General features: G+C 66.9%; 17 protein-coding genes and 3 pseudogenes. 5 read left to right on the plus strand and 15 right to left on the minus strand.

Annotated features, from left to right (window positions below; all coding sequences use genetic code 11):
- Positions 1-104 precede the first annotated feature (104 nt).
- The 10 genes from AH6_RS19305 to AH6_RS19350 all read right to left on the minus strand — a co-directional run bounded on the left by AH6_RS19305 (position 105) and on the right by AH6_RS19350 (position 7,305).
- Entirely contained in the window at positions 105-500 is a 396-nt protein-coding gene (locus tag AH6_RS19305) for a hypothetical protein (protein ID WP_067481767.1), read from the minus strand.
- Positions 500-961, minus strand: a complete 462-nt coding sequence (locus tag AH6_RS19310) for a hypothetical protein (RefSeq protein WP_067481769.1) — start codon at positions 959-961, stop codon at positions 500-502. Before AH6_RS19310 ends, AH6_RS19305 begins: the two co-directional genes overlap by 1 nt.
- Complete coding sequence (locus tag AH6_RS19315; RefSeq protein WP_157431571.1) at positions 958-1,368, minus strand: hypothetical protein; 411 nt, start codon at positions 1,366-1,368, stop codon at positions 958-960. Before AH6_RS19315 ends, AH6_RS19310 begins: the two co-directional genes overlap by 4 nt.
- 113 nt (positions 1,369-1,481) lie before the next feature.
- Complete coding sequence (locus tag AH6_RS19320) at positions 1,482-2,339, minus strand: hypothetical protein (protein WP_157431572.1); 858 nt, start codon at positions 2,337-2,339, stop codon at positions 1,482-1,484.
- Between the two features lie 97 nt (positions 2,340-2,436).
- On the minus strand, positions 2,437-2,955 hold the full coding sequence (locus tag AH6_RS19325) for a hypothetical protein (RefSeq protein ID WP_067481775.1): 519 nt from the start codon (positions 2,953-2,955) through the stop codon (positions 2,437-2,439).
- Positions 2,952-3,209 (minus strand): hypothetical protein, encoded by a 258-nt coding sequence (locus tag AH6_RS19330; protein ID WP_067481777.1) that lies wholly within the window; start codon positions 3,207-3,209, stop codon positions 2,952-2,954. Before AH6_RS19330 ends, AH6_RS19325 begins: the two co-directional genes overlap by 4 nt.
- Positions 3,210-3,632: 423 nt before the next feature.
- On the minus strand, positions 3,633-4,187 hold the full coding sequence (locus AH6_RS19335) for a hypothetical protein (RefSeq protein ID WP_067481779.1): 555 nt from the start codon (positions 4,185-4,187) through the stop codon (positions 3,633-3,635).
- A gap of 60 nt (positions 4,188-4,247) precedes the next feature.
- Positions 4,248-5,429, minus strand: a complete 1,182-nt coding sequence (locus AH6_RS19340) for a hypothetical protein (protein WP_067481781.1) — start codon at positions 5,427-5,429, stop codon at positions 4,248-4,250.
- A gap of 92 nt (positions 5,430-5,521) precedes the next feature.
- A complete protein-coding gene (gene ssb, locus AH6_RS19345; RefSeq protein WP_067481783.1) occupies positions 5,522-6,016 on the minus strand; it encodes a single-stranded DNA-binding protein in 495 nt (164 codons plus the stop codon).
- A 251-nt stretch (positions 6,017-6,267) separates the two neighbouring features.
- Positions 6,268-7,305 carry a DUF932 domain-containing protein gene (locus tag AH6_RS19350; protein ID WP_245679379.1) on the minus strand — a complete coding sequence of 346 codons (1,038 nt, stop codon included), beginning with the start codon at positions 7,303-7,305 and terminating at the stop codon, positions 6,268-6,270.
- Between the two features lie 1,067 nt (positions 7,306-8,372).
- Between AH6_RS19350 and AH6_RS19355 the strand changes: the two genes are divergently transcribed.
- The 3 genes and pseudogenes from AH6_RS19355 to AH6_RS47115 form a co-directional block, all read left to right on the plus strand.
- Complete coding sequence (locus AH6_RS19355) at positions 8,373-11,771, plus strand: RHS repeat-associated core domain-containing protein (RefSeq protein WP_157431573.1); 3,399 nt, start codon at positions 8,373-8,375, stop codon at positions 11,769-11,771.
- Positions 11,772-13,293: 1,522 nt separating this feature from the next.
- Positions 13,294-13,656, plus strand: coding sequence for a hypothetical protein (locus AH6_RS44725; protein WP_067481789.1), 363 nt, complete (start codon positions 13,294-13,296; stop codon positions 13,654-13,656).
- Positions 13,653-14,051: pseudogene (locus tag AH6_RS47115) on the plus strand (aminoglycoside phosphotransferase family protein); the annotation flags it as partial. The gene AH6_RS44725 and the pseudogene AH6_RS47115, both read left to right, overlap by 4 nt.
- Positions 14,052-14,233: 182 nt before the next feature.
- On the opposite strand, the pseudogene AH6_RS47120 reads toward AH6_RS47115, so the two are convergent.
- The 4 genes and pseudogenes from AH6_RS47120 to AH6_RS19380 form a co-directional block, all read right to left on the minus strand.
- Positions 14,234-14,515: pseudogene (locus tag AH6_RS47120) on the minus strand (NUDIX domain-containing protein); the annotation flags it as partial.
- A 127-nt stretch (positions 14,516-14,642) separates the two neighbouring features.
- A pseudogene (locus AH6_RS47235) lies at positions 14,643-15,830 on the minus strand (NsdA family TPR-like regulatory protein); the annotation flags it as partial.
- An 891-nt stretch (positions 15,831-16,721) separates the two neighbouring features.
- The gene (locus AH6_RS19375; protein WP_067481793.1) at positions 16,722-17,189 is read right to left on the minus strand and encodes an NUDIX hydrolase; all 468 of its coding nucleotides are present in this window, start codon (positions 17,187-17,189) and stop codon (positions 16,722-16,724) included.
- 27 nt (positions 17,190-17,216) lie between these two features.
- Entirely contained in the window at positions 17,217-18,119 is a 903-nt protein-coding gene (locus AH6_RS19380) for a carbamoyltransferase C-terminal domain-containing protein (protein ID WP_067481795.1), read from the minus strand.
- Between the two features lie 255 nt (positions 18,120-18,374).
- On the opposite strand from AH6_RS19380, the gene AH6_RS19385 reads away from it, so the two are divergent.
- A complete protein-coding gene (locus tag AH6_RS19385; RefSeq protein WP_169807882.1) occupies positions 18,375-19,025 on the plus strand; it encodes a DNA/RNA non-specific endonuclease in 651 nt (216 codons plus the stop codon).
- Between the two features lie 88 nt (positions 19,026-19,113).
- On the opposite strand, the gene AH6_RS19390 is transcribed toward AH6_RS19385, so the two are convergent.
- A complete protein-coding gene (locus AH6_RS19390; RefSeq protein WP_067481799.1) occupies positions 19,114-19,305 on the minus strand; it encodes a hypothetical protein in 192 nt (63 codons plus the stop codon).
- Between the two features lie 231 nt (positions 19,306-19,536).
- On the opposite strand from AH6_RS19390, the gene AH6_RS19395 reads away from it, so the two are divergent.
- Positions 19,537-19,983, plus strand: coding sequence for a lamin tail domain-containing protein (locus AH6_RS19395; protein ID WP_245679380.1), 447 nt, complete (start codon positions 19,537-19,539; stop codon positions 19,981-19,983).
- Positions 19,984-20,572 lie beyond the last annotated feature (589 nt).

Consider the following 20,572-nt stretch of genomic DNA (forward strand, 5'->3'; position numbering starts at 1 on the left):
CGCGGGGACCGCACTCCCCGGATCGGCGAATCGAGTGAGACGATCCAGGCATCGCCATCGGCCGCCGCGCAGTTGCCGGAGCTTCACACGGTAGCGACCGGCCATCACGAGGCCGGGCTGGTTGCGGATTCGTCGGCGGGCGCGTCCTGGACCAAGACGAAGCGGAAGCTCGGAATGCAGGTGCCCTCGGACACCGCGCCGCCGGGGTAGATCAGCGTGTACCGGCCTCCATGATTCATGATGGTGTGGGGCTGGTAGTCGTGTGGTTGCCAGGTGCGCCGGCCGTCGTCGCCGGTCACGTACGACCCGTGCTCGAAGTCCGCGACGACGGTGGCGGTCTCGGGCACGTGGCATCCCCGATCCCATAGCTCCCGACTGATCTCCCGCCGCACCCTCATTCCGGCGCGCAGTTCCGCGGCCGTGATGGGCCGTTCTCCTTGCCGGGCGAACATCAGCACCCGCTTGTAGTAGGTGCCGCCGACGTAGTCGTGCTGTCCCATCAGCTCTTCCCTCTCGTGGTGATCTTGCGGAGGCGAATGCCGTCGTATTGGTCCGAGCCGTGGCCGCGCCACCGTTGGCCGTGGAGGTCGCGGACCTCGACGTACCGCATTCGCCACCGGCCGTTCGCCGACCACCGCCAGCTACCGGTCCACAGCGCGGTGACGGCGCCGAGGATCTCGCCGGGCCAGGTGGTGAAGCTGCCCAGCGGTGGCGGGCCGGAGGCGTTCAAGGACAGGTAGCCGGCGATGGTGTCGCGGACGAGTAGGTCGACGACCTGGTCGTCGTAGGCGCACCGGTAGCAGGACGTCCAGCCGGCGGCGGTGCGGGCGATGCCGTTGGTGAAGGCGTGGTCGGTGAGGGTCGCGGGGTGCCCGCAGTCCAGCGGAACGGTTACAGCAGATCCGAAGTGGCGAGCGCGGGCCGGGCGGCCCGTTCCGCGAGGGGGGTTGTTGAGGGTCATGGTCGCCTTCTGGTGACGTGGGCGAGCAGCCGTAGGAGGAGCTGGTGGTGGTGCCGCCTGCTAGAGGAGGCCCAGGTCGTCCGAGGTGTCGAAGGCATCGGGGAGGCGGCAGTCGTGGTCTTGGGCGGCGGTCTCATCGCTCGTCGACCTCGCGCGGCAGCAGCGCCGCGGCCTTCCGGGCGGATATGGATCAACCCGCCCGGCTCGTTGGGGCCCACGGTGATGATCTCGATCAGGGACTGGGCGAATGAGGCATGCAAGCGCAGGAGCGCGAACAGAGCGCCTGGCTCGGTGTCCTCGGTGAGTTGCTGACCGGTCTCGTCCTGGCGTCGGTCGACGACCCGCAGGTACTGGTGTTCGAGGAACTGTCCGGTCGCGCGCAGGGAATCCCGCGTGGTGAAGCTCATGAGGACCGGGTATGCGTAGCTCGGCGTCGAGCTCAAGACGTGCCTCCAAGGAACGGTGAAGAAGAGGCCCCCGCCGTGTCGGCGAGGCCCTGGAGGTGCTCGGGGGATCGGAGTTAGGCGAGGCCAGCGAGGCGGGCCGCGATATTGAAGGTCTCAACGGCCTTGCGGGAGACGAGGGCGTGCTGGTTGTCCTCGCTGAGGGCGTTGAGGACCGCGACAACGATCCCGGCCTCGTCGGCGCGGAACTTCTTGCCGTCGATCGTGTTCTCCCGGCCGCCGTCGGCGATGCGTCGCCACCGGGCGATCCGGCCCTCCGGGGTGGCGGGCGGGTCGAAGTGGAACTGGGCTTCGATCGCCTCCTGCTCGGCCTGGTTGATCTCGCGGATCGTGTACGCCGAGCTCGGCCAGCCGGTGTCGAACGTGCTCGTGGGCAAGCCCGGATAGGCGGATGCGGCGCGGCGCAGCTCGGCGTCCTCGTCCTGGGTGATGAGCCGCGGCTGGTGATCTGCGCACAAGCCGTACCTGAGGTCAGACGGGCTGAAAGCCGATGTGGGGCGGTCGGCGCGGGGTTCGATGACCCAGGTGGTGATGTTGTCGCACCAGGAGCGGTAGCAGGACCCGAACGTGCTGGTCTGAATGCCGACGATGATCGTCGGCTCAGGAGAGGTGATGGTGAAGGAGATCTTCGGCGGTCCCTTCGGCTCAGGGTGCGGCGGAGCAGTCTGCTGGTCGGGCTGGACGCCGTCGTGGCGGGGCCCGAGCCTCCAATGGCCCAGCTGGGCGTAACGGACGAAGTCTTCGACGATCTCCAAGACGTCCTCGCTGTCCGGGCTGAGTTCGGGACGCTCCGGGTCATAGGGCAGGACCCACTCCAGGAACGCCATGCCGGACGAGCCCTCGTCATTCCACGCCTTGAGGTTGTTGTCGCCCTCTGCCAGGGTCACCCGCCAGTAGCGGCCGTCGGGAAGCACCCAATTCCACTGGGTGAGAACGTCAGAGGGGGAGTATTGCTCGACGTGAATTCCGTCGACAATCATGAGGAAAAGAGTCCTTCAGAAGGGTGAGGGGTCAGGCGGAGAGCGTGTCGGAGTCGCGGGCGTTGATCTTTTCGGTGATCCACCATCGGACGGAATCGGGGTCCATCCACCGGTAGTGGGAACCGTCGGCGCGCAACTCCTCGAAATATTCGGCGAAGGTTGCGCAGCCGATGACGTGAGCGACCCGGATGAGGGAAGTGGCGAAGTCGGGGGAGCGGCCGAGTTGCTGGTCGAGTCGCTCCAGACCGCGGTTAATGCGGCGCAGCGTCTTCACCATCGGCTCGGCTCGGCCAAGTTCCACCTGATACGGACGGAAAGAGATCGTGTCACCATAGGCGCTGCCCTCTAGCGGCTCCACGATGTAGGAACTGATGTGCAGGTCGGCATAGTCGGCGTACGGCTCGTTGAACCCGAACAAGGGGCTCAGGAGTCGGACACGATCCTCCGGATCGCGATAGACGACCGTGCCAACCAGCTGGGTGGTTCCGCCATGCGGGTTCTGCGTGGCGACCTGCATGACGAGCTCGGGGTCGGTCCTGGGCTCTCTCATCGCTGACCAGCCACCTTGCGGGCCGCGACGTGATCGACCTTGAAGCTGTAGCCCGACGGGTGGGGGAGGAACTCGCCGAGCGGCGCTGCGGCCAGGGTCTTGCTGAACCGCTGCACGTCAGCTTGTCCGGCGGCATGGTTGTCGTGCAGACAGTGCGCCGCGGCCACGCATACGGCTCGCAGCGTGCGGGACACGACTTTCCGTTTCTTGATCCGCCCGTCGGGCAGGGGCCGGGGCAGCTCAAAATTCGGCATTATTCCTCCAGTGCGAAAACGGCATCAGCCAGTTCATGGGCGAGGTGCGCCGCTTCCCGGTCCGAGGCCCGCAAAGCGACCATGGCCGCAGCGGAATCCGGGCTGTGATGATCGTTAAGCGCTTCCCGCTCGCTTTTCCAGACCCGGTAGCGTTCGTGCAGTTCCTCCAGTGCTGTGTACGCACCGCACGCGCATCCCACCCAGAGATTCGATCGAGTCACATTGGCATGCGTATCTGCTCATTTGCTCCTCATGATGACGCGTTTGCTGGTGGGGCTAAGAAGTGACCATCGGTAGTTGCTTTTCCGTGATTACTCCTTGAAGATCTGAGATTGATTCGTTCTCGGAAGCTGTGCGGTGGGCGAGAAAGGAAGGTGCCCTATGGGAAGCGCCGGGTATGCGGAGAAGGTCGGCGAGGGTGCGTTAGCCGGTGGCCGACGTGAGGCGGATGTGATGCTGGGCGGCGATCACGTCGTGGACCGCCGTCCAGGCCGCGTCGATGGCATCGCGCTCGGTGCAGGGGGTGTCGTCCATCCAGCGGCGCAGCGCCTTGGCCGCGTAGAGCTCGCCGAACAGGCCCTGCGAAGCCATCGATGCCTCGGCCGCCGTCAGCCGTTCGGAGACGGCCATCGGCGCGTGGACGTCGGTCCAGTCGCGGATCATGAGGAGGGTGGCCCACCGGAATCCCGGGACGGGAATCGGGGCCGCGGTCACATCCTCAAGGTGGGGATTGGCGACGAGCGAGGCGAACCGCTTGTCGTAGTGCGGTCCGCACAGGAACCGGGTCCAGTGGTATGACCGGCCATCGATGTCACCACCGGGCGTGGTCCCGGTGACCCTCCAGGTGGCGCGGTGGTCGCAATGGCCCCAGGGGTCGGGGCGTTGGGGCTGTCGCATCCACTCCTGGCAGGCTTCGACCGGATACGGCTGCGGCGCCAAGCGGACCGCCGAGCGGGACACGGTGAAAGTCACGGTCACGGCTTAACTTCTCCAAGGGCGAGGGGAGCTGGATGCCGGTGCAGCGGCTGAACTCGGAGGTCAGGCCGCGAACAACTGGGTCTGGTCGACCAGCTCAGACCAGGCACCGGCGAATGCTTTGCGGCGCTTGTCGCTGATTCCGGCCGGTCCCAGCGCATAGAGCTGCTGGACAGTCGGGTAGAGCTCGGTCGAAGGAACCCTGAGGTGCGCCCAGGCGACACCGGACGGGTCGTGCACCAGCGAGATCTTTTCGCTCCTCGCGATGCCCTTGAGTCGGCCGAGGAGCTGGTCGCGGCCACCCTCGAACAGGGTCTGGACGCTGCGGTAGGCGTGCCCCTTCTTGGTGGGGATGGCCTTGTTCGGGTTGGCGGGATCCTTCTTGGCGAAATAAATGCGCCTGACGTCGTAGACCGCCCAAGGGCTGGTGCGGATGCGGTGCTCGCTGAGCGCGAGGGCCTCGGTGAGCTGATGGTCGATCGCGAACTGCAGCGCGCTCTCCTTGGCGAAGAGCCGGCCGCGGGGATTGAGGGCCAGGGACCGTCGCTCCATCTCCAAAGCGAGCGCGGCGCCTTCGGGCTGCTGCCGCCACCTGCTCGCCAGATGTTCGCCATCAGACCGCGCGAACGGGCAGTAAACGCAGCATGATCGGGGCCAGATGACGCCGAAGACCTCGTGCAGATAGCCGATCGTGTCCTGCCTCGTCCACGCCCACTCGGCCAGCGGAAAACGAGCCGAGCGATGATCGGTCAGATAACTGGAATCGCGGAGAATCCTCCGGCCTTCCTCGGATGAGAAACCGAGTACATGGACATGCGCTTCATCACCGAGGTGATCTTTTTTCCACCAGTCCTGCGGCTCACCCTTCGCTTTCTGAGTGCAGTCACGCTTTCCATGAGCGAACTGCGGGACACTGCCGATATCAAGCTGATAGTCCGTCAGCGTCCATGGCCCGGACATATGCATCCGCTTTGGATTCGTCGAGTCATTGAGAACCACATACCGATGGTGCGCTTCCTGCCCGCCTCGCGCCAATTGCACATAGCGCACCGAATGCTCACGCATCAGCGGAAGGACGAACTGCTCCATGTGGTCGGCGGTGGATTGAAATTCGGCGCCGACCTGCGCGGTCAAGACCACCAGATCTTCAAGGTCGAAGAAACGGGTCTCGGGCTCAAGAAGCCAACGGGTCAAAATCCCGACAGAATCAACGCCCATTCCCAGAGAAAGGACAACCTTTCCCACGAAAGAACTCCCAGTCCTATGTCGCAGTGCACGTGGTAAAGCAAAGGCCGCAGCCCAGAGCAAACCTGGCTGCGGCCTTCGACCGGTGGGGATCAGAGCGGAGGGGCCGCCGGCTGTCCGGCACCGGCAGGGGTCGGCGTCGGCCACGGCTCGACCGGTGTACTTGGAACGTTCCAGGGAGTGGCCGTCTCATCCATCGCAGGGACCGGCGACGGGGCTGAAGGGGTCCTCTGAATGCGGTTGATCACAGCGGATCCCTTGCGCAGAGTCGGGCCGATCGCGCTGACATCGACCTCGAAGACCGTTCGCTTCTCGCCGGACTTGGTCTCATAGGAACGCTGCTTGAGGCGCCCCTTCACGATGACCTCGTCACCCCTTCTGAGCGTTTCCGCTACGTGCTCGCCATAAGGCCCCCACGTGGAGCAGGTCAGGAAGAGCCTCGCCCCGTCCGTCCACTGACCGTCCCGGCCGACGTACCGAGACGTGGAGGCGACACGGACCTTTGAGACCGCCTTGCCTGTCGTAATGAAATTCAGGTCCGGGTCGTCGACGAGATTGCCAACAAGTGTCACTTCGGTTTCATTCATGAAAGAGGCTCCTTCTTCGGGGCTGGATGATTTACGTGAATATCGAATGATTGAGCGAAGGGGGCCGGGATGGCTGCGCACCGGCCTTCCGGTGGAAAATGGATATGGAGTAATGAAAAACGTCTCGACCGCAGGTATGGACGGGATATAGAGCGGCGCAGGCAGCAGCAGCGTGAGCGAAAGACACGTGGTGAAGACGGAGGCCCGGCTGTGCTTCTCTTTGATCCGGCGGGGCGAGTAAACGGTGAGATCTAGACGGCAGCCAGGTGCAGTGCCTTGAGTGCCTTGGACTCCATGTCGTGGGCGGCGTCGCCGTCCTGGACGACCTGAGCGGCGCTGGTGACCGCGTGCATCACGCCGCCGGCCGACATGGCGGCGCCCATCATGAAGTGGTCGAGGATGAGCTCGCGCTGCTCTTCGGTGAACCGGAGGTTCTGGGAGACGGTGGTGATCGTCTCCTCCGGCCGGGTGACGGGCACGCCCGCCTTGGCCTCCATCGAGGTGATGACCTCCTGGACGAACTCCGGACGCAGGAACTCCCGGACGGCGTCGCGGGTCTTGCTGGTGATCAGGTCCAGGGTGCGGGCGAGGGTCTGCTCGCTCCAGTTGACCAGGCCCTCATCGATCCGGCCGCCCAGGTGCACGGTCCGCTGCCGGTGGCTGGTGATCGTCTGCCCGTTGGCGCAGACCTTGAAGATGATCCTCGGTTCGATCACCGCCGCGCCGGCGCCGGTCTCTGAGTTGCGGATGACGAATCCGCCCCAGACGATCGGGTCGTCCACGCCGCGCATTCCGGTGAACGGGCTGCGGTAGTCGTAGGTCAGCGCGGGAGACTCGACCTGGACCGCGGGGGAGAAGATCCGGATGTACATGCGCTGCTCGGTCAGATCGCAGCCCTGGATCTCCACGGGCACGCCCGCGTCCTTGATCCCCTGCATCGCGGCGGTCAGCACGTCCAGGTGGTCGATCCGCTTGTAGGTGTCGGACAGCAGCGCCCGTGCGACTCCTGGTCGGCCGGCCTCGCCGGTGAAGGCCCGCACCAGGTAGTTGGTGTCCTGGGCGCGGTCGAGCCAGCCGTTGACGTTGGTGTCCCACAGATCGACGGCGTCCCTGCGGCACTTGCGCAGATAGGCGGTGGCAATGCCGAGCTTGGCCGAGACATCGGAGTCGCACGCCTTGGTCGGCAGGTAACGGCCGTTGGGATCGGTGACGCCGTTTCCGGAGATCAGCGGCTCGGCCCCGGAGATGAGCAGGTGTCCGTCTTGAGCGCGCAGGGAACGCGGCGACATGACCACGTCGACCTTGCGTGCCTGTTGAGCGGTCAGCAGAGCGTGCAGGCGATGAAGATCAGTGTCTCGGCTGGTCAACTCCAGCGGAGACGGTGAGGCGGTGATGGGCATGGCCGGTCCCTCTCGATCCGGGGGAGAACGGAGGGCCCGCCCTCCCGGCGGAGAAGAGAGGGCGCGACGGCCGCCCGCGGCCTGCCACCCGGTGGCCCGGCCCGCCAAGATGTTTTCGCGTCAGCGAAAAGATCTCTGGTCGGGCCGGAGCGAGCGAAGCGAGAGCCGGGTTGCGGGTCCGCCAGGACGGCGCGATACCCGACTCCGCCGCGGGAGGGCGCGGCCCGACCCGGACGGCGCGCGCCGACCACGCTTGGCATGTGCCCGCAGCCCCTGGCGGCTCCCCGATGTGCCCGTTTGTGGCCATTACGTCCTTTGGGGACCTCTGGCGTGACCGGGCATGCCGCAACCAGCAGCTGGAGGGGATGGAGGGCCGATGACCGAGGTGCCGGAGACCGCGCCCAGCATGCTGGCCGGTTCTGGGGCAGCTGAGGATTGCTCTACCCATGATCACTTTCGGTGAGGAAACTTCACTGAAAAGGGTCTTTACTTATTCGGTCAGATGACAAATGATCTCCATCAAGGTTGCTTGTCGGACGACATGTAGCGCCGTTCAAGGCGTCGTGCGCCACCTGTTCGTGCTGATGAAAAGGGGTTTGTGGGGTGTAGTGCTGGTCTTTGACTTGGACTTCCTCGACGCTTGGCAGGCGGTAGGCCTGGCAAGCGTGTCATGCAGCAAACGTTTCCCTTTTCCTTCGATGGAGGTAGGGATCGCCGCAGGTCACAGCCTTGTCAATGCCTGTGAAGGCGGCTCCAGTGTCCTACTCGGTCCTTCCGCGTCTGACCACTGACGTACCCGCTGCATCCCACACTCTGCAACGTCAGATTCATTCATTACCGCGCCACTCCTTCTCTTCGCCATGCCTTCAAAAGAAGGGATAACGCTTTATAGGTCGTCAAGGCTAGGCGTGGAGAGGCCATTTCGTCATGCCTTCTTTTTTGAGAGGACAATGTTCGTGGGAAGACGTTCTGTGACATGGGCCGCCGTTTCGGCGCTCCTGCTCACCGGCCTGGTATCGCCGGGCACGGCCGAAGCGCAGGCACGCCCGTCGAGTGAGCCGTACCAGTTCCAGCGCCTGTACCCGGAGATCGGATCGCCCAAGGCCAACACCCCGGAACTGGGGCCGTCCAAGCGGCAGGGTGCCCGGTTGGTGTCGCCGAGCACGGTCGGCAATCCCGACCGGACTCGCATCCCGACCTACGCGCCGCTGAAGACCACCGGTCCGTCGGCGCGGGCGGCTGTCGCTGCGTCGGTGCCGGTGGGTATCGGTCCGGTGCGAAATGGCACGTTCCTGTCGTTCAATCTGGCCGACTACCTGCAGTTGAAGGTCAATGTCGGTTCGGGGAACGCGATGGTGCGCACCGCCGACCTGTCGCTGCCGGGCATCGGCGGCAACCTGGCGGTCGGCGCGGCCTACAACAGCCTGCTGCACGCCGCCGACGCGCCCACCGGGATCATCTCGGCGGGATGGCGGACCCGCTTGGGCCAGGATGTGCGGCTGTACAAGAACAGCGACGACTCCCTCACCTTCACCGGCCCCGACGGCACTTCCGGGGTGTTCACCAAATCCGGATCCGGCTACAGCACGCCCAAGGAGTTCAAGGGCGACCTGGTCACCCAGTCCGGCGGCGGCTGGAAGTACACCGACCACGGCTCAGCACGCAAGCACTTCTTCGACGGCTCGGGCCTGCCGTCCAAGGTCGAGGACCGCAACGGCAACGTCACCGACTTCACCTACACCTCCGGTAACATCTCCAAGATCACCTACAAGCCCAAGGGCGAGACGACCGGACGGTCGATCTCGGTGGTGTTCTACAACGGCCGTCTGGCCCGGTACGAGCAGAACGGCACCGACGGCGCCAAGCGCACCGTGGTCTACAGCTACGACACCTCCAACCGGCTCAGCCAGATCCAGTGGGCCGCCGGTGAAGTCGCCAGGTTCGACTACGACGGCTCGGGCAACCTGAACTCGGTCACCAACGGCAAGGGCGCGGTCACCCAGATCGCCTACGACTCGGGCCACCGCGCCCTGTCGGTGACCCAGGTCGGCTCCAGCGCCAGCCAGGTCACCCGCCTGGCCTACCCGTCCGACACCCAGACCAAGGTCGCCGATCCCAACACCGACCAGTCCAAGGCGGTCGCCGACGTCCCGCACACCACCTACACCCTCAACGCCAACCACCGCGTCACCAAGACCGTCGACCCCGCGGGCAAGACCCGGGCCAAGTCCTACACCCCTTTCAGTGACGTCGAGACCTACCAGAACGCCAACCAGGGCATGACCAGCAACGCCTTCGGTGCCAACGGTGGTGAGTCGCTGACCAAGTCCACCTCGCCCAGTGGGGCGTCGTCGTCGGCGACCTATGGGAACTCGCCCACCAGCCAGAACCCCACCGCCGCCTACCAGGCATCGGCCGGTAGCGACACCCAGGGCAACTCCTCGGCTTACACCTACGACGGAGTGGGCAACCTGTCGTCGGCCAAGGACGCGCTGGCGGCCGAGGCCAAGGTGACCTACAACAGCGACGGCACCGTCAAGGACTCCACCGACCCGGGCAACGGGTCCAACTCCGCCACCTACGGCTACGACGACAACCACCAGCCCGCCTCGGTCACCCCGCCGACCGGCAACACGCTGAAGAAGAAGACCTTCACCTACGACGCCTACGGCCAACTCGCCACCGCCACCGACGGCAACGGCAAGAAGACCAGCTACACCTACGACGGCAACGGCCGCGTGCTGACCATCGCCTACTCCGACGGCACCCCGCAGGTGACCTTCACCTACGACAAGGCCGGCAACGTGCTGACCCGCACCGGAGCCACCGGCACCACCACCTGGGCCTACACCCAGCGCAACCTGATGGCCGGACGCCACTCCGCCTCCGGCGGAGGCGAGATCACCTGGCAGTACGACGCGGCCGGGAACCTGGTCAACCAGCTCAACGATTCGGGGACGCTGCACTACGTGCACTCCACCCGCAATCTGCTGGCCAGCATGACCGACTACTTCGGCACCAAGTGGGAGTTCGACTACGACGACGACGGCAACCGCACCCACACCTACTTCAACAAGACCTCCGACACCGCCTGGGCGATGCACACCAAGAACACCTACGACGACTCGGGTCGCCTCACCCGCATCGTCACCTCCCGTGCGAGCGACGACTCCAAGGCCGTCTCCGATGTGTCCTACTGCTACTCCAAGCGCGGCGGCGCCACCTCCTGCGACACCGCCAAGGCCAGCGACACCGGCCTGCGCCAATGGAGCAAGAACAACCTCACCGGCACCATCAGCGACTACACCTACGACAAGGGCAACCGCCTGACCAAGGCCACCAACGTCACCGGCAAGACCTACGACTACGACTACGACGCGCGCGGCAACCGCACCACCGTCAAAACCGACGGCACCCAGACACAGTCCCTGACCTTCAACTCCGCCAACCAGGCCACCACCACCGGCGAGAACCACGACGCCGCCGGCAACCTGACCGCCACCACCGGCGCGGGCGGACTGAAGGGCACCTACAACGCCGCGAGCCAGACCACCCAGTTCACCAAGGGCACCACCACCATCGGCTTCACCTACGCCGGTCCCGACCAGAGCGAGATGGTGACCGCCAAGGGTCTGTCGGTGGTCTACGGGCGCTCGGGCAGCACCAGCGCCGGCATCGTGTCCTACACCAACATCAGCACCACCGTGTGGATGATCCACGACAGCACCGGCACCCCGATCGGCTACGCCTACAGCGGTAAGTCCTTCGCCTACGGCACCGACGGCCTGGGCTCGGTCACCTCCATTCTCAACACGGCCGGAAACCAGGCCGCCGCCTACACCTACGGCCCCTACGGCGAGACCACCGCCGACAACGGCCCGCAGTCCGCGGTCAACCTCATCCGCTACACCGGCGGCCTCCACGACCCCAACACCGGCCTGCTCAAACTCGGTCGCCGCTTCTACGACACCGGCCGCGCCCGCTTCACCCAGCAGGACTCCATCAACATCATCGGCGACCCCGGCAACGGCAACCGCTACGCCTACGCCGGCGACAACCCCAGCAACAACACCGACCCCACCGGAGCGCTGTTCACCCAGATGTGGGACGTCTACAGCTCCTACCAGGACGGTCAGACTCTCGGCGGTGCTGTCGGTGACCTCATGGACGGTGATACCTCGGTCTCTCAGGACACTCAGGCATCCGTCGCCGGAATGGCCACCAGCGTCGGCGTGGCCGGGGGCTGCATGACGTTGGCCATCGCCGCGACCGGCGGCCTCGGGGCGGTCGGCGTTACCGGCTGCGAAGTCGTCGGCGAATTGGCCGGGTCGAAGGTTGAGGACGCCATGAGCTGACTCAGTGCTGAAACCGTGACTCTGCTTCCACCGTTCCAAGCGTGAGTCGGGTCGGGTGGCGGCACGTGCCGCCACCCGACCACGACATGCAAAGCCAATGATCGGGTGTGAACGGAACAAGTCAGGGAATCCCCTGGGTGCCGTACCGTATCCCCTCTAAGAAGGTAGGCATCATGGCCGTTGGTGCTGGAGAAGTGCTCGCTGTGGTACTGATTGTTCTCTTCGTACTCGCCAATGTTGGACTCATTGTATTCTTCCTGCGTAAAGGAAGACGTCGAAGCGGCGGATGAACAACGGATTGATGACTCTGGCAATCACCTCTACGCGCTACGGAGAGCTGATGACGATTCATAAGTTCATTTATGGTATTGCCGCTACTCTTTTCGTTGTCGGCTTCATCCTCATCAGGTATTCGCGCACCAGCGATGTGGACATGCCGGCATGGGTCTGGGTGGTCTGGATTTGTCTCTTCATTCCCCTCCTGGCACTGGATCTACGGACCAGACGTTCACGACGAACGCGAGGTGAGTAGCGGTGTGGCAGGCGCCGTCGGTATCGGCGTCGGCCTCTACGTCGGCGCATGGTTCAGCGACCAAAAGGATGAATACATGGACTACTGCGGATATGAATAGATGAACGCAAGACTCATCGCGCTCATCTCGGTCACAGTGCTGGTCTTCACCGTGACGCTCTCCCAGAGTCGAAACCACATTGGATGAACACCCGGCGTGATCGTCGGCCTCCTTGTCGGAGGACTGGCGGGCGGAGTCCTGTACCTGCTCTGGGGAAAAGCGATCCGCAAGAAATAACCCTACAGCGGCTGGGAAGACGAACACTGCAGAGAAGAACTGTGCTCCACGGAGTGTGGCCATCAGGGTAAAGGCTCGCACCTCCAACGCTGTGCGCCCTCTCAGACTCCTGGGAGGGCGCACAACGGTGGCGGCCACCGAGGGCTTCGACCGCCGCCGCACTCCCACCGCGATTAGGGCCCCACCTTGAGCAGACGCCCACCGCCGTGCGTTCACCCAGCGGCGTCATGGTCCGCCGCCTGGAGCGGCTGCCCCCGCTTCCGCCCGCTCCGCTGGCTCCTGACTACCCCGTCCATCCCGGCGCGGCCCGGACAGTGAGCGCGCCGGATGCTGGGCCGACCATCAGGCATGACGGGAGGCGAGCACCAGCAGGACGGCGAGACGTTGAGGACTGGACGCTGACCGTCGTGGCCGCAGACTTGGAGAAGGCAGGATGGACCATCCGCCACACCATCCCTGTGCGGGGCCAGGAGGCCGAGAGGGTTGATGACCAGTGAGCAGTGAGATCACCGCCAAGGGCATGCCGGATCTCCGGCTCCGGATGCTCGCCGACCTTGACCACCCCCGTGGCTATGTAGGTGATCCCCGACAGCGTTTGTTGGTCAGCTGTGAGAGCGGTGGCTGACCGGTCGATGCTGTGTTGGTGAGTTTTGACAGCGCTCGCTCGGTTGCAGTGCGACTATCGAGGTGCTACCGAGCGTGAGGGAGCGCTGGTGCCCGAGAAGTCGAAGGTCGAGCTGTATGCGACGATCCGACGCAGGGCCCGAGAGGGCTTGTCCAAGCGGGCGCTGCAGCGCGAGTTCGGGGTTAGGTTCCGCACCGTGCAGGCCGCGCTGGAGTCGACGTTCCCCAAGCCGCGCAAGCCCCGCAGCAATGCCAGGGCCGCCAGCGCGTCGGAGCCGTCCAGGCAGTACGTCGCGCTGGGGTGCGGCCCGGTGTACAGGGGGCCAGCCGGAATACGCCGGGAAGGGATCATCGCGCAGGTCAGAATGGTGGAGCGGAGCCCGGGGTTTCGGCTGTGGACAGCCGCGTCGAGCACGGGCCGCAACATAGCGTCCGTGCGGCTCAGTCGATGAGCTGCGCAGACGCCACCGGGAACACTGGACAGAGCCACGCTTCTGTTCGCTCAGGGCCGCCCCGCGGTGCGTTTCTGGCGTACTCCGGCCGTCCCCCTACAGCGCGCACTCCCTGCGCGCCGGGGGGCGCCACCGTCGCCTACGCCGCCGACTGCCTGGACAAACTCGGCGACCGGCTGGACGGCGCCCAGCGCGCCCTGATCCGCGACGTCGCCACCCAACTGCCCGGCCTGGCCGCCGAACTTCCACTGGTCTACCGGCACGGCGACTACTTGCCGCGCAACTGGTTGTGGGACGCCGACGCCCAGACCCTCGCGGTGATCGACTTCGAGATGGCCGACCACGGCCTGGCCGTCCAGGACATGGTGTGGCTCCAGGGCGCGGTGTGGCCGACCCGCCCCGACCTGCGAGCCGCCTTGTTGTGCTGTGGGTCAGGTGGCGGGCAGGTAGAGGGTGCGGTGGTCGCGGCGGGCCCTGCGGGCGGCGGGGATGCGGTGTGGCTGGGGAAACGCGTGGTGGCGGTGGCCCAGGTGAGGAAGGCGCACTCGTCGAGTTCGTCGCGTTGGAGGGTGATCTGTGATGGGTCGGTGATGGTGCCGCCGTCGAATAGGAAGTTCATCATGGGGCGGAACCGGTCGCCGGTGGGAGGGGCCCAGTCCACTACCAGCAGGGTGCGGAGGGTGAGGTTCAAGCCGATCTCTTCGGCTGCTTCGCGGGCGGCGCACTGGTGCGGTGGTTCGCCGTCTTCGGCGATGCCGCCGGGGAAGGCCCAGTAGGGGCGGTAGTTGGGTTTGACCAGGAGGATCTGGTCGTGGGGGTTGGTGACCAGCACGCTGGCCGAGACGTGCACGGCCGGCATTTGGGCGTACCACTGTGCGGGCGGCACGAAGTGGTCGGAGGTCACGGGTGCACATTACTGGGTTTGGTGGCCGGTCGGGGGAGGTCGTGGTGGCGTTGCAGGAACGCGGCGACATGGGGGCGGTGTGGTGGGGGCGCAGCGCATCGGCGAGCAGCGCCAAGCGGCCGGTGACCCGCCGGGACCGCAGAACGACGGCCAGGATGATGGCCTGGTCGCCCAGATGGACGGCGTGGTCGAGGTTTCCGGCGCGGGCGTGGGCGGTGGCCAGCAGGGCGGTGTGCAGGGCGCGGGTGCGGTTGTTGGCGGCGGGGGTGTGCAGTGCCTGGTCGCCGTGGGTGAGCGCCAGGTCCGGGCGGTCCAGGTCCAGCAAGGAGCGCATGCCGGTCCCGGCCAGATGGGCGCCGGTGAAGTAGGACGCCCACGGAGGGCAGGCGGCGCCGGTGCTGTCGGCGCGTTCCAGGGCGGTGCGGGCGCGGCCGTAGCAGGAGTTGAAGGCGTTGAGGTCCCCGATCATGGCGCGGGCGTTGGCCTCGGTGGCCAACAGCCGGGCGGCGACCAGGGGGTGGGGTCGGCGGCCTGCGGTGTCGATGGCGGCGCGCGCGAGCCGGACGGCCTCACCCGGCAGTTCCAGGTAGATCGCCTGGGTGGCGAGGTTGGCCAGGATGTGGGCGCCCAGGGAGCGGTCCCCGGCGGCTTTGGCCAGCCGCAGCGCCTGGATCCAGGCGCGTTGCGCCGCTCCTTGCTGGCCGGTGTCGCAGGCGGCGAACGCCACCTGCGCGGTCAGGTCGGCAGCGGTGTGGAACAGGTCGCGTCCGACGTCGGTGGTGTAGGTTCCGCGGAGCAATGGCGCTACCTCGGTGGACAGGAACAGCGCCAGGTAGGTGCGGCTGTAGCCGCCCCCGTAGCGGCGGTCCAGGGCACCGAACTCCTTGCCGCGGGCGCGGATCGCCTCGACGTGGGCGCTTTCGACGCGTGCTCCGCCCCGCTGGTCCAGGGTGGCGTCGTCGGGGTCGAACGCATAGCGCCATCCCGCCTCGGCGACTGCGGTGCGCACGAATGGTTCCCGCCGGTGGCCGTCGGGGCGCTGCAGGCTCTTCCACAGGCGGGTCGCCGTCCTGATCGCCGTCGGTACGGACGCGGGGAACAGCAGTGCGCTGTCGCTGGGAGCGAGCTGGTCAAAGCCCAGTTCGTCCAGGTGCACCGGGCGGTGGAACCGGGCGCTGAAGATGTCGGCGAGCAGTTCTGGTGTGGGCTGCTCGGGGCAGCGGCCGCGCAGCCACCAGTAGACGCTGGAGCTGTCGTAGCGCAGGTTCATGCCGTCGCCCGGCCTGGTTCACCAGGCGGGCCAGCGCGGCGTGGCGGCGACCGAACTCGGCCTCGCTGATCAGGGCTTCGAGGCTGGTGTTGGTGACCGGATGGGGCACGCTCACCGTCCTTCATGCGCGGTCGGTTTTTCGGGCGGGGCCTGTGCCTTCACCGTAGCCGCGCCGGTCCGGGCGCGCTGAGAACGCGCAAGATCGCGCAAGGCCGCAGCGCTGCGCGCAATCACGCACACGGGTGCGCACCTTCCCCGGCGGCGTGGGCTCGCACAGTGTGAGGGCGACGGCCATGCCCCAGGCCAAGGACGCCAGCGCTCCAGGAATCGGGTACTGAGCGCCGTCAACGGTCGCCGCTTGTCGCCTGCTGTAGGAGGCTTTGGATGCTCGGTTCCCTCTTTCTCCGCCGCCAGGGCCGACAGGCCCCCGGTCCCCCGGCCGGGTCGCCGGGACAGACCGCCGAGCGGCACCAGAGCCCTTCTGAGCCTTCCGTCCCCGGCGGCGCGCGCCCCGTCCAGGCGCTGGAGGCGTTGCGGCTGGCGCTGGGACGGCACTCGTCGCGCCGCGCTTGCCCGCGATCAGCTCGCGCTCGTCGTCCAGCACCGTCCAGTGCTCGACAAGCTCACCCATTCCCACCGGAACCCGACCCATGAAGCCGAATACTCACCGAACACACCAGCCACCGACAGGGAAATCACGCAATCAAGTCTCGTTTGCGGCTGGTGAAACGATCGTTACCGGCACCCGGACTTCCCCCGGCCGTGACCCGCCCGCGACGGCCCGCTGCGCTGCACCTGGTGGAGAACATCGCCGGACGGTTCATCACCGAGTTGCAAGGCGGTTACCTCGCCGACCAGCCCGCTGCGGTCGGCCTGGTGTTCAGGGGCGGCTCAGTTCAGGGTTCGCGCAGCGCCCCAGTCGTTGGTGTCGGTCAACTCGGTGAGGAGTTCGGCGAGGCTGTGGGGGTAGACGACCTCATCGGTGTGGTGCAGCTCAGCCGTTGTCCACCAGCGATAGCCAACGATGTTGTCGGGTTGGGTGGCATCGCCGGTGTCGAAGGACATGCTTGTCAGGCGGACCCGGTAGTAGTGCTCGACTTGGCGCACCGGCTGGTCGGCCACCAGGTGGCCGCTGCTGCGTGTGGCGATCAGCTCGCCGATCTGGAACGCACCGGGCCTGAGACCGAGTTCCTCGGCGAGTTCGCGGCGTAGGGCGGTGTGGTGGTCTTCGCCTTCTTCCAGGGATCCGCCGGGGGTGGCCCAGAAGCCGTCTGCCTCGTCGATGTGGACCAGCAGGATGCGGTCGTGGTGGTCCAGGAGCAGGGCGCGGGCGGCATGGCGCAAGGGCAAGGGTCTCACTGATGCAGTGTGTCAGCCGAATGGCGGTCAGGTGCGTTCGACGAGGTAGTCGCCGATACACAGGGCGTCCAGGTCGGTGGCTTGGAAGGTGGCCAGGGCGTGAGCGGGGGTCTCCACGATGGGTTCACGGTCGTTGAAGGAGGTGTTGAGGACGACGGGGACGCCGGTGAGCCGACGGAAGTGGTTGATCAGGGCGGCGAAGTGCGGGGAGTGGGCGGGGTCGACGGTTTGGACGCGGGCGGTGCCGTCGATGTGGACGACGCCGGTGATGCGGTTGGTCTTGTCGGCGCGTACGGGCGGGGCCAGCAGCATGAACGGGGAGGGGACCGGTAGGTCGAACCAGCGGGCGGCGTGATCGGCCAGGACGGCGGGGGCGAAGGGCCGGAATGGCTCGCGGTGCTTGATGCGGGTGTTGAGGGCGTCGGCGCCGGTGCGGGTGCGGGGGTCGGCCAGGATGCTGCGCTGGCCCAGCGCGCGGGGGCCGAGTTCGCTGCCGCCCTGGAACCAGCCGATCAGGCGGCCGTCGGCGATGAGTTGGGCGGCGGTGGCGGCGATGTCGTTCTCGCGGCGCCAGCGGAACGGGGAGCGGCGGCGCTCGACCAGGCCGGAGCGGGGGTCGCGGCGCAGGGCTTGTGTGATCTGGGTGTCGGTGTAGGTGCGGCCGAAGCTGTCGATGGTCAGGGGGCGGCGGGGCAGTTCGCCGGTGAGCTGGTGCCAGCCGTACAGCGCGCATCCCAGGGCTTGGCCGCGGTCGGAGGCGGGCGGTGGGGCGAATCGGCCGGCCGCTGCGCCCAGTGGTACGACGTGCTGAACTTCGTGGAGGTCGCCGCCATGGAGGAGCACGTGCCGTCGCAGCAGGAGTTCGAGGATGATCCTCGCCTGCGAAGACCAGGCGGGCCGGACGGACCCGTACCGGCAGATCGCGGCCATGCTGCATCTGATAGCCGTTCGTTCTTCGAGTTGACGGCCCGATCAAAACCGGGCCTGTCTTCTTCGCCAGGCGGTTCCGCCTGGCGAAGAAGTCGCAAGGTGTCAGAGGTGGCCGAAGAGGGGCACTGGTGCGACGGGGACGCTGGTGATGACTAGCGCGGGGGATAGAGCCGTCTTGGCCAGCGTTCATTACGGTCAGTCATGCTCGCGGCCGGATGCGTGATACGCCCGGTCGCCCTCACCCCGGAGGTTGCCATGCGTACCCATCACGCCGTCATCGCCGCCGCCATGTTGTCTGCGCTCTCCGGCGCGCTGGTCGCGGCGCCGGCCGAAGCCGGTACCCGCGTCACCGCTGCGTCCCCGGTAGCCAGCGCGCTGCGCTACCCTCAGCCGCCTTGCGTGGCCTATCTGCCGCCCAATACGTCCTACAGGGCTTACACCGCCAATTACCTGACGGACGGCATCGGCCGCCCCTTGCAGGTTGTCGCGCCGAACTTGCTCAGGCGCAACGCCAGCCGCTCGGCGTGCGAGCAGACCGTCGGCGCGATGGGCCCGGCCGGATACCAGGGCGGACATATGCTGGCCGCTACCCTGCGCGGGGTCAGCGAGAGGTACAACCTGACGCCCATGCAGGGCAATCAAATCAATTTGGGCATCATGAAGAAGATCGAGAACGGAGCCAAACGCTGCTTGCGCATCGCGGCGGTGAAGAATTACACGGTCAGATTGACCTACCCCGCGGGCGCCAGCGTAGTGCCCGAGCGGATCGCGGTGTCGATGACGCCCAAGGCTAAGGCCCCAGCGGTCCCCTTCACGATCAGTTTCCCGAACCGAGTCCTGGCGCCCCAGGCCTACAGCGCCCTCCGCAACAAGATCGCCAACAGGTTCACCGCCAGCGGCTGCTGACACCAGCCTGGCCGCGTCCCCGGAGCCCGCGTTCCAGCGGCCCGTCCCCGAAGCCCGGGGACGGGCCGCTGGAACGCCGACGGGGTCGTCAGGCCGACGAGCTTCCGTCACCTCCCCGAACGAGGGTGATCGACGGTGGCGTGCCAGGTGCTGGTGTGCGGTGCCGGTCCAGCAGCCGCGCGCACGCCTGCACCAGTGCGTCCGGGGCCGGGTCGGCGGGGTCGACCTCGGTGACCAGCAGCACGTCGTCGGGCAGGGCCGGCAGTTCGGCGAGGGTCATGCCCGGTCCGGTGCCCACAGTGGTCGGCGGGCATGGGCGGTGAGGCCCGACTGTGACCGGACGGCAATCACCACGATGCCACCGGCTCTCCAGGCGCCCGGGGGAGCCGGCCCGGTGGGGACGTTGTGTTTGAGCTGTAAGTTCACGCCGGGTCCGGTCCCGGCCATCGGCCGTTGCTACCGGCGGGTCACCGATACATCTGGTGGCTCATCAATCACAAGGAGGCCACGGGTGAAGAAGGTTCTGGTGACAGGGGCGGCGGCGGTCATGGCGGCTGCGGGTGTGGGCTTGGTCGCCGCACCCGCCGAGGCGGCCAGCGCCATCCAGATCTACCGGGTGTACTTCGACTCGCCGGGCAAGGACACTCGCTCCAACGCCTCGCTGAACGGCGAGTGGGTGCAGCTGTACAACACCTCCCGGACGTCCCGGCAACTGAAGGGCTACAAGCTGCGGGACAAGACCGGCTACACCTACACCTTCGGCAGCTTCGTGCTGAAGGGCCGCGCCACGGTGAAGGTCCGCACCGGCAAGGGCCGCAACACCACGGCCAACCGGTACTGGGGCCGCGGCTCGTATGTGTGGAACAACACCGGCGACACCGCCACCTTGAAGTACCCCAACGGCCGGGCCGCCGACTCCTGCTCCTGGGGCAGCAGGGGCGACTCCAAGTACTGCTGACCTGGTGTAGCGGCACACCGCCGCGGACAGGGCCCGCGACGCCTTCCCAGAAGGCGTCGCGGGCCCTGTCCGCTCCCGGTTGCTGTGCAATGCGGGGTAAGGCAGGAGCTGGACGCGGGCCAGAGCAGGGTGGGCCGGTGATGGTCCGCAAGGGATGCACGCGGCGCAGTCGATGAGCAGGCCGGGACCGACAGCGGCCGCAGGATGGTCTGGCCGTCGACTTCCCGGTCGCCGGGATGCAGGGGCACGACGGGCGCGAGTACGGCGGGCGCCGGAGGCGCCAACGGGATTTCGTCACGAATTTCGTCACGGGCTCGTGCGTCTTCCGGCGAGGCCTCCAGCCCGGGCGGGCAGGGCTCGGGCGGAGGGGGCTCGGCGGTCGTCCCGGCGAGCACCTGGGCCGCCACCGGCGCCGGGTTCGGTGGCGCGGTGACCGTCGCCGGCACCGGCTCGACGGCCGCGGACGCGGCGTCCTGCGACTCGGCGGGTTCGGGCTCGGCGGGTTCGGCGGCCGCGGCACGGTTTTCGTCACTTGCCCGTGGGGCGGCGGGGCGGTCGGGGGTGGCGGGAAGGCGGGCGAGCTGGCCCA

Origin of the sequence: Actinomadura hibisca NBRC 15177, from assembly GCF_001552635.1 — a bacterium.
GTDB lineage: Bacteria > Actinomycetota > Actinomycetes > Streptosporangiales > Streptosporangiaceae > Spirillospora > Spirillospora hibisca.

Bases quoted from the DNA above. Each gene is read 5' to 3' on its own strand.
- AH6_RS19325 (WP_067481775.1), bottom strand. From the start codon at position 2,955: ATGAGAGAGCCCAGGACCGACCCCGAGCTCGTCATGCAGGTCGCCACG.
- AH6_RS19385 (WP_169807882.1), top strand. From the start codon at position 18,375: ATGCGTACCCATCACGCCGTCATCGCCGCCGCCATGTTGTCTGCGCTC.
- AH6_RS19380 (WP_067481795.1), bottom strand. From the start codon at position 18,119: ATGGCCGCGATCTGCCGGTACGGGTCCGTCCGGCCCGCCTGGTCTTCG.
- AH6_RS19305 (WP_067481767.1), bottom strand. From the start codon at position 500: ATGGGACAGCACGACTACGTCGGCGGCACCTACTACAAGCGGGTGCTG.
- ssb (WP_067481783.1), bottom strand. From the start codon at position 6,016: ATGAATGAAACCGAAGTGACACTTGTTGGCAATCTCGTCGACGACCCG.
- AH6_RS19330 (WP_067481777.1), bottom strand. From the start codon at position 3,209: ATGCCGAATTTTGAGCTGCCCCGGCCCCTGCCCGACGGGCGGATCAAG.
- AH6_RS19310 (WP_067481769.1), bottom strand. From the start codon at position 961: ATGACCCTCAACAACCCCCCTCGCGGAACGGGCCGCCCGGCCCGCGCT.
- AH6_RS19390 (WP_067481799.1), bottom strand. From the start codon at position 19,305: ATGACCCTCGCCGAACTGCCGGCCCTGCCCGACGACGTGCTGCTGGTC.
- AH6_RS19315 (WP_157431571.1), bottom strand. From the start codon at position 1,368: ATGAGCTTCACCACGCGGGATTCCCTGCGCGCGACCGGACAGTTCCTC.
- AH6_RS19350 (WP_245679379.1), bottom strand. From the start codon at position 7,305: ATGTCGCCGCGTTCCCTGCGCGCTCAAGACGGACACCTGCTCATCTCC.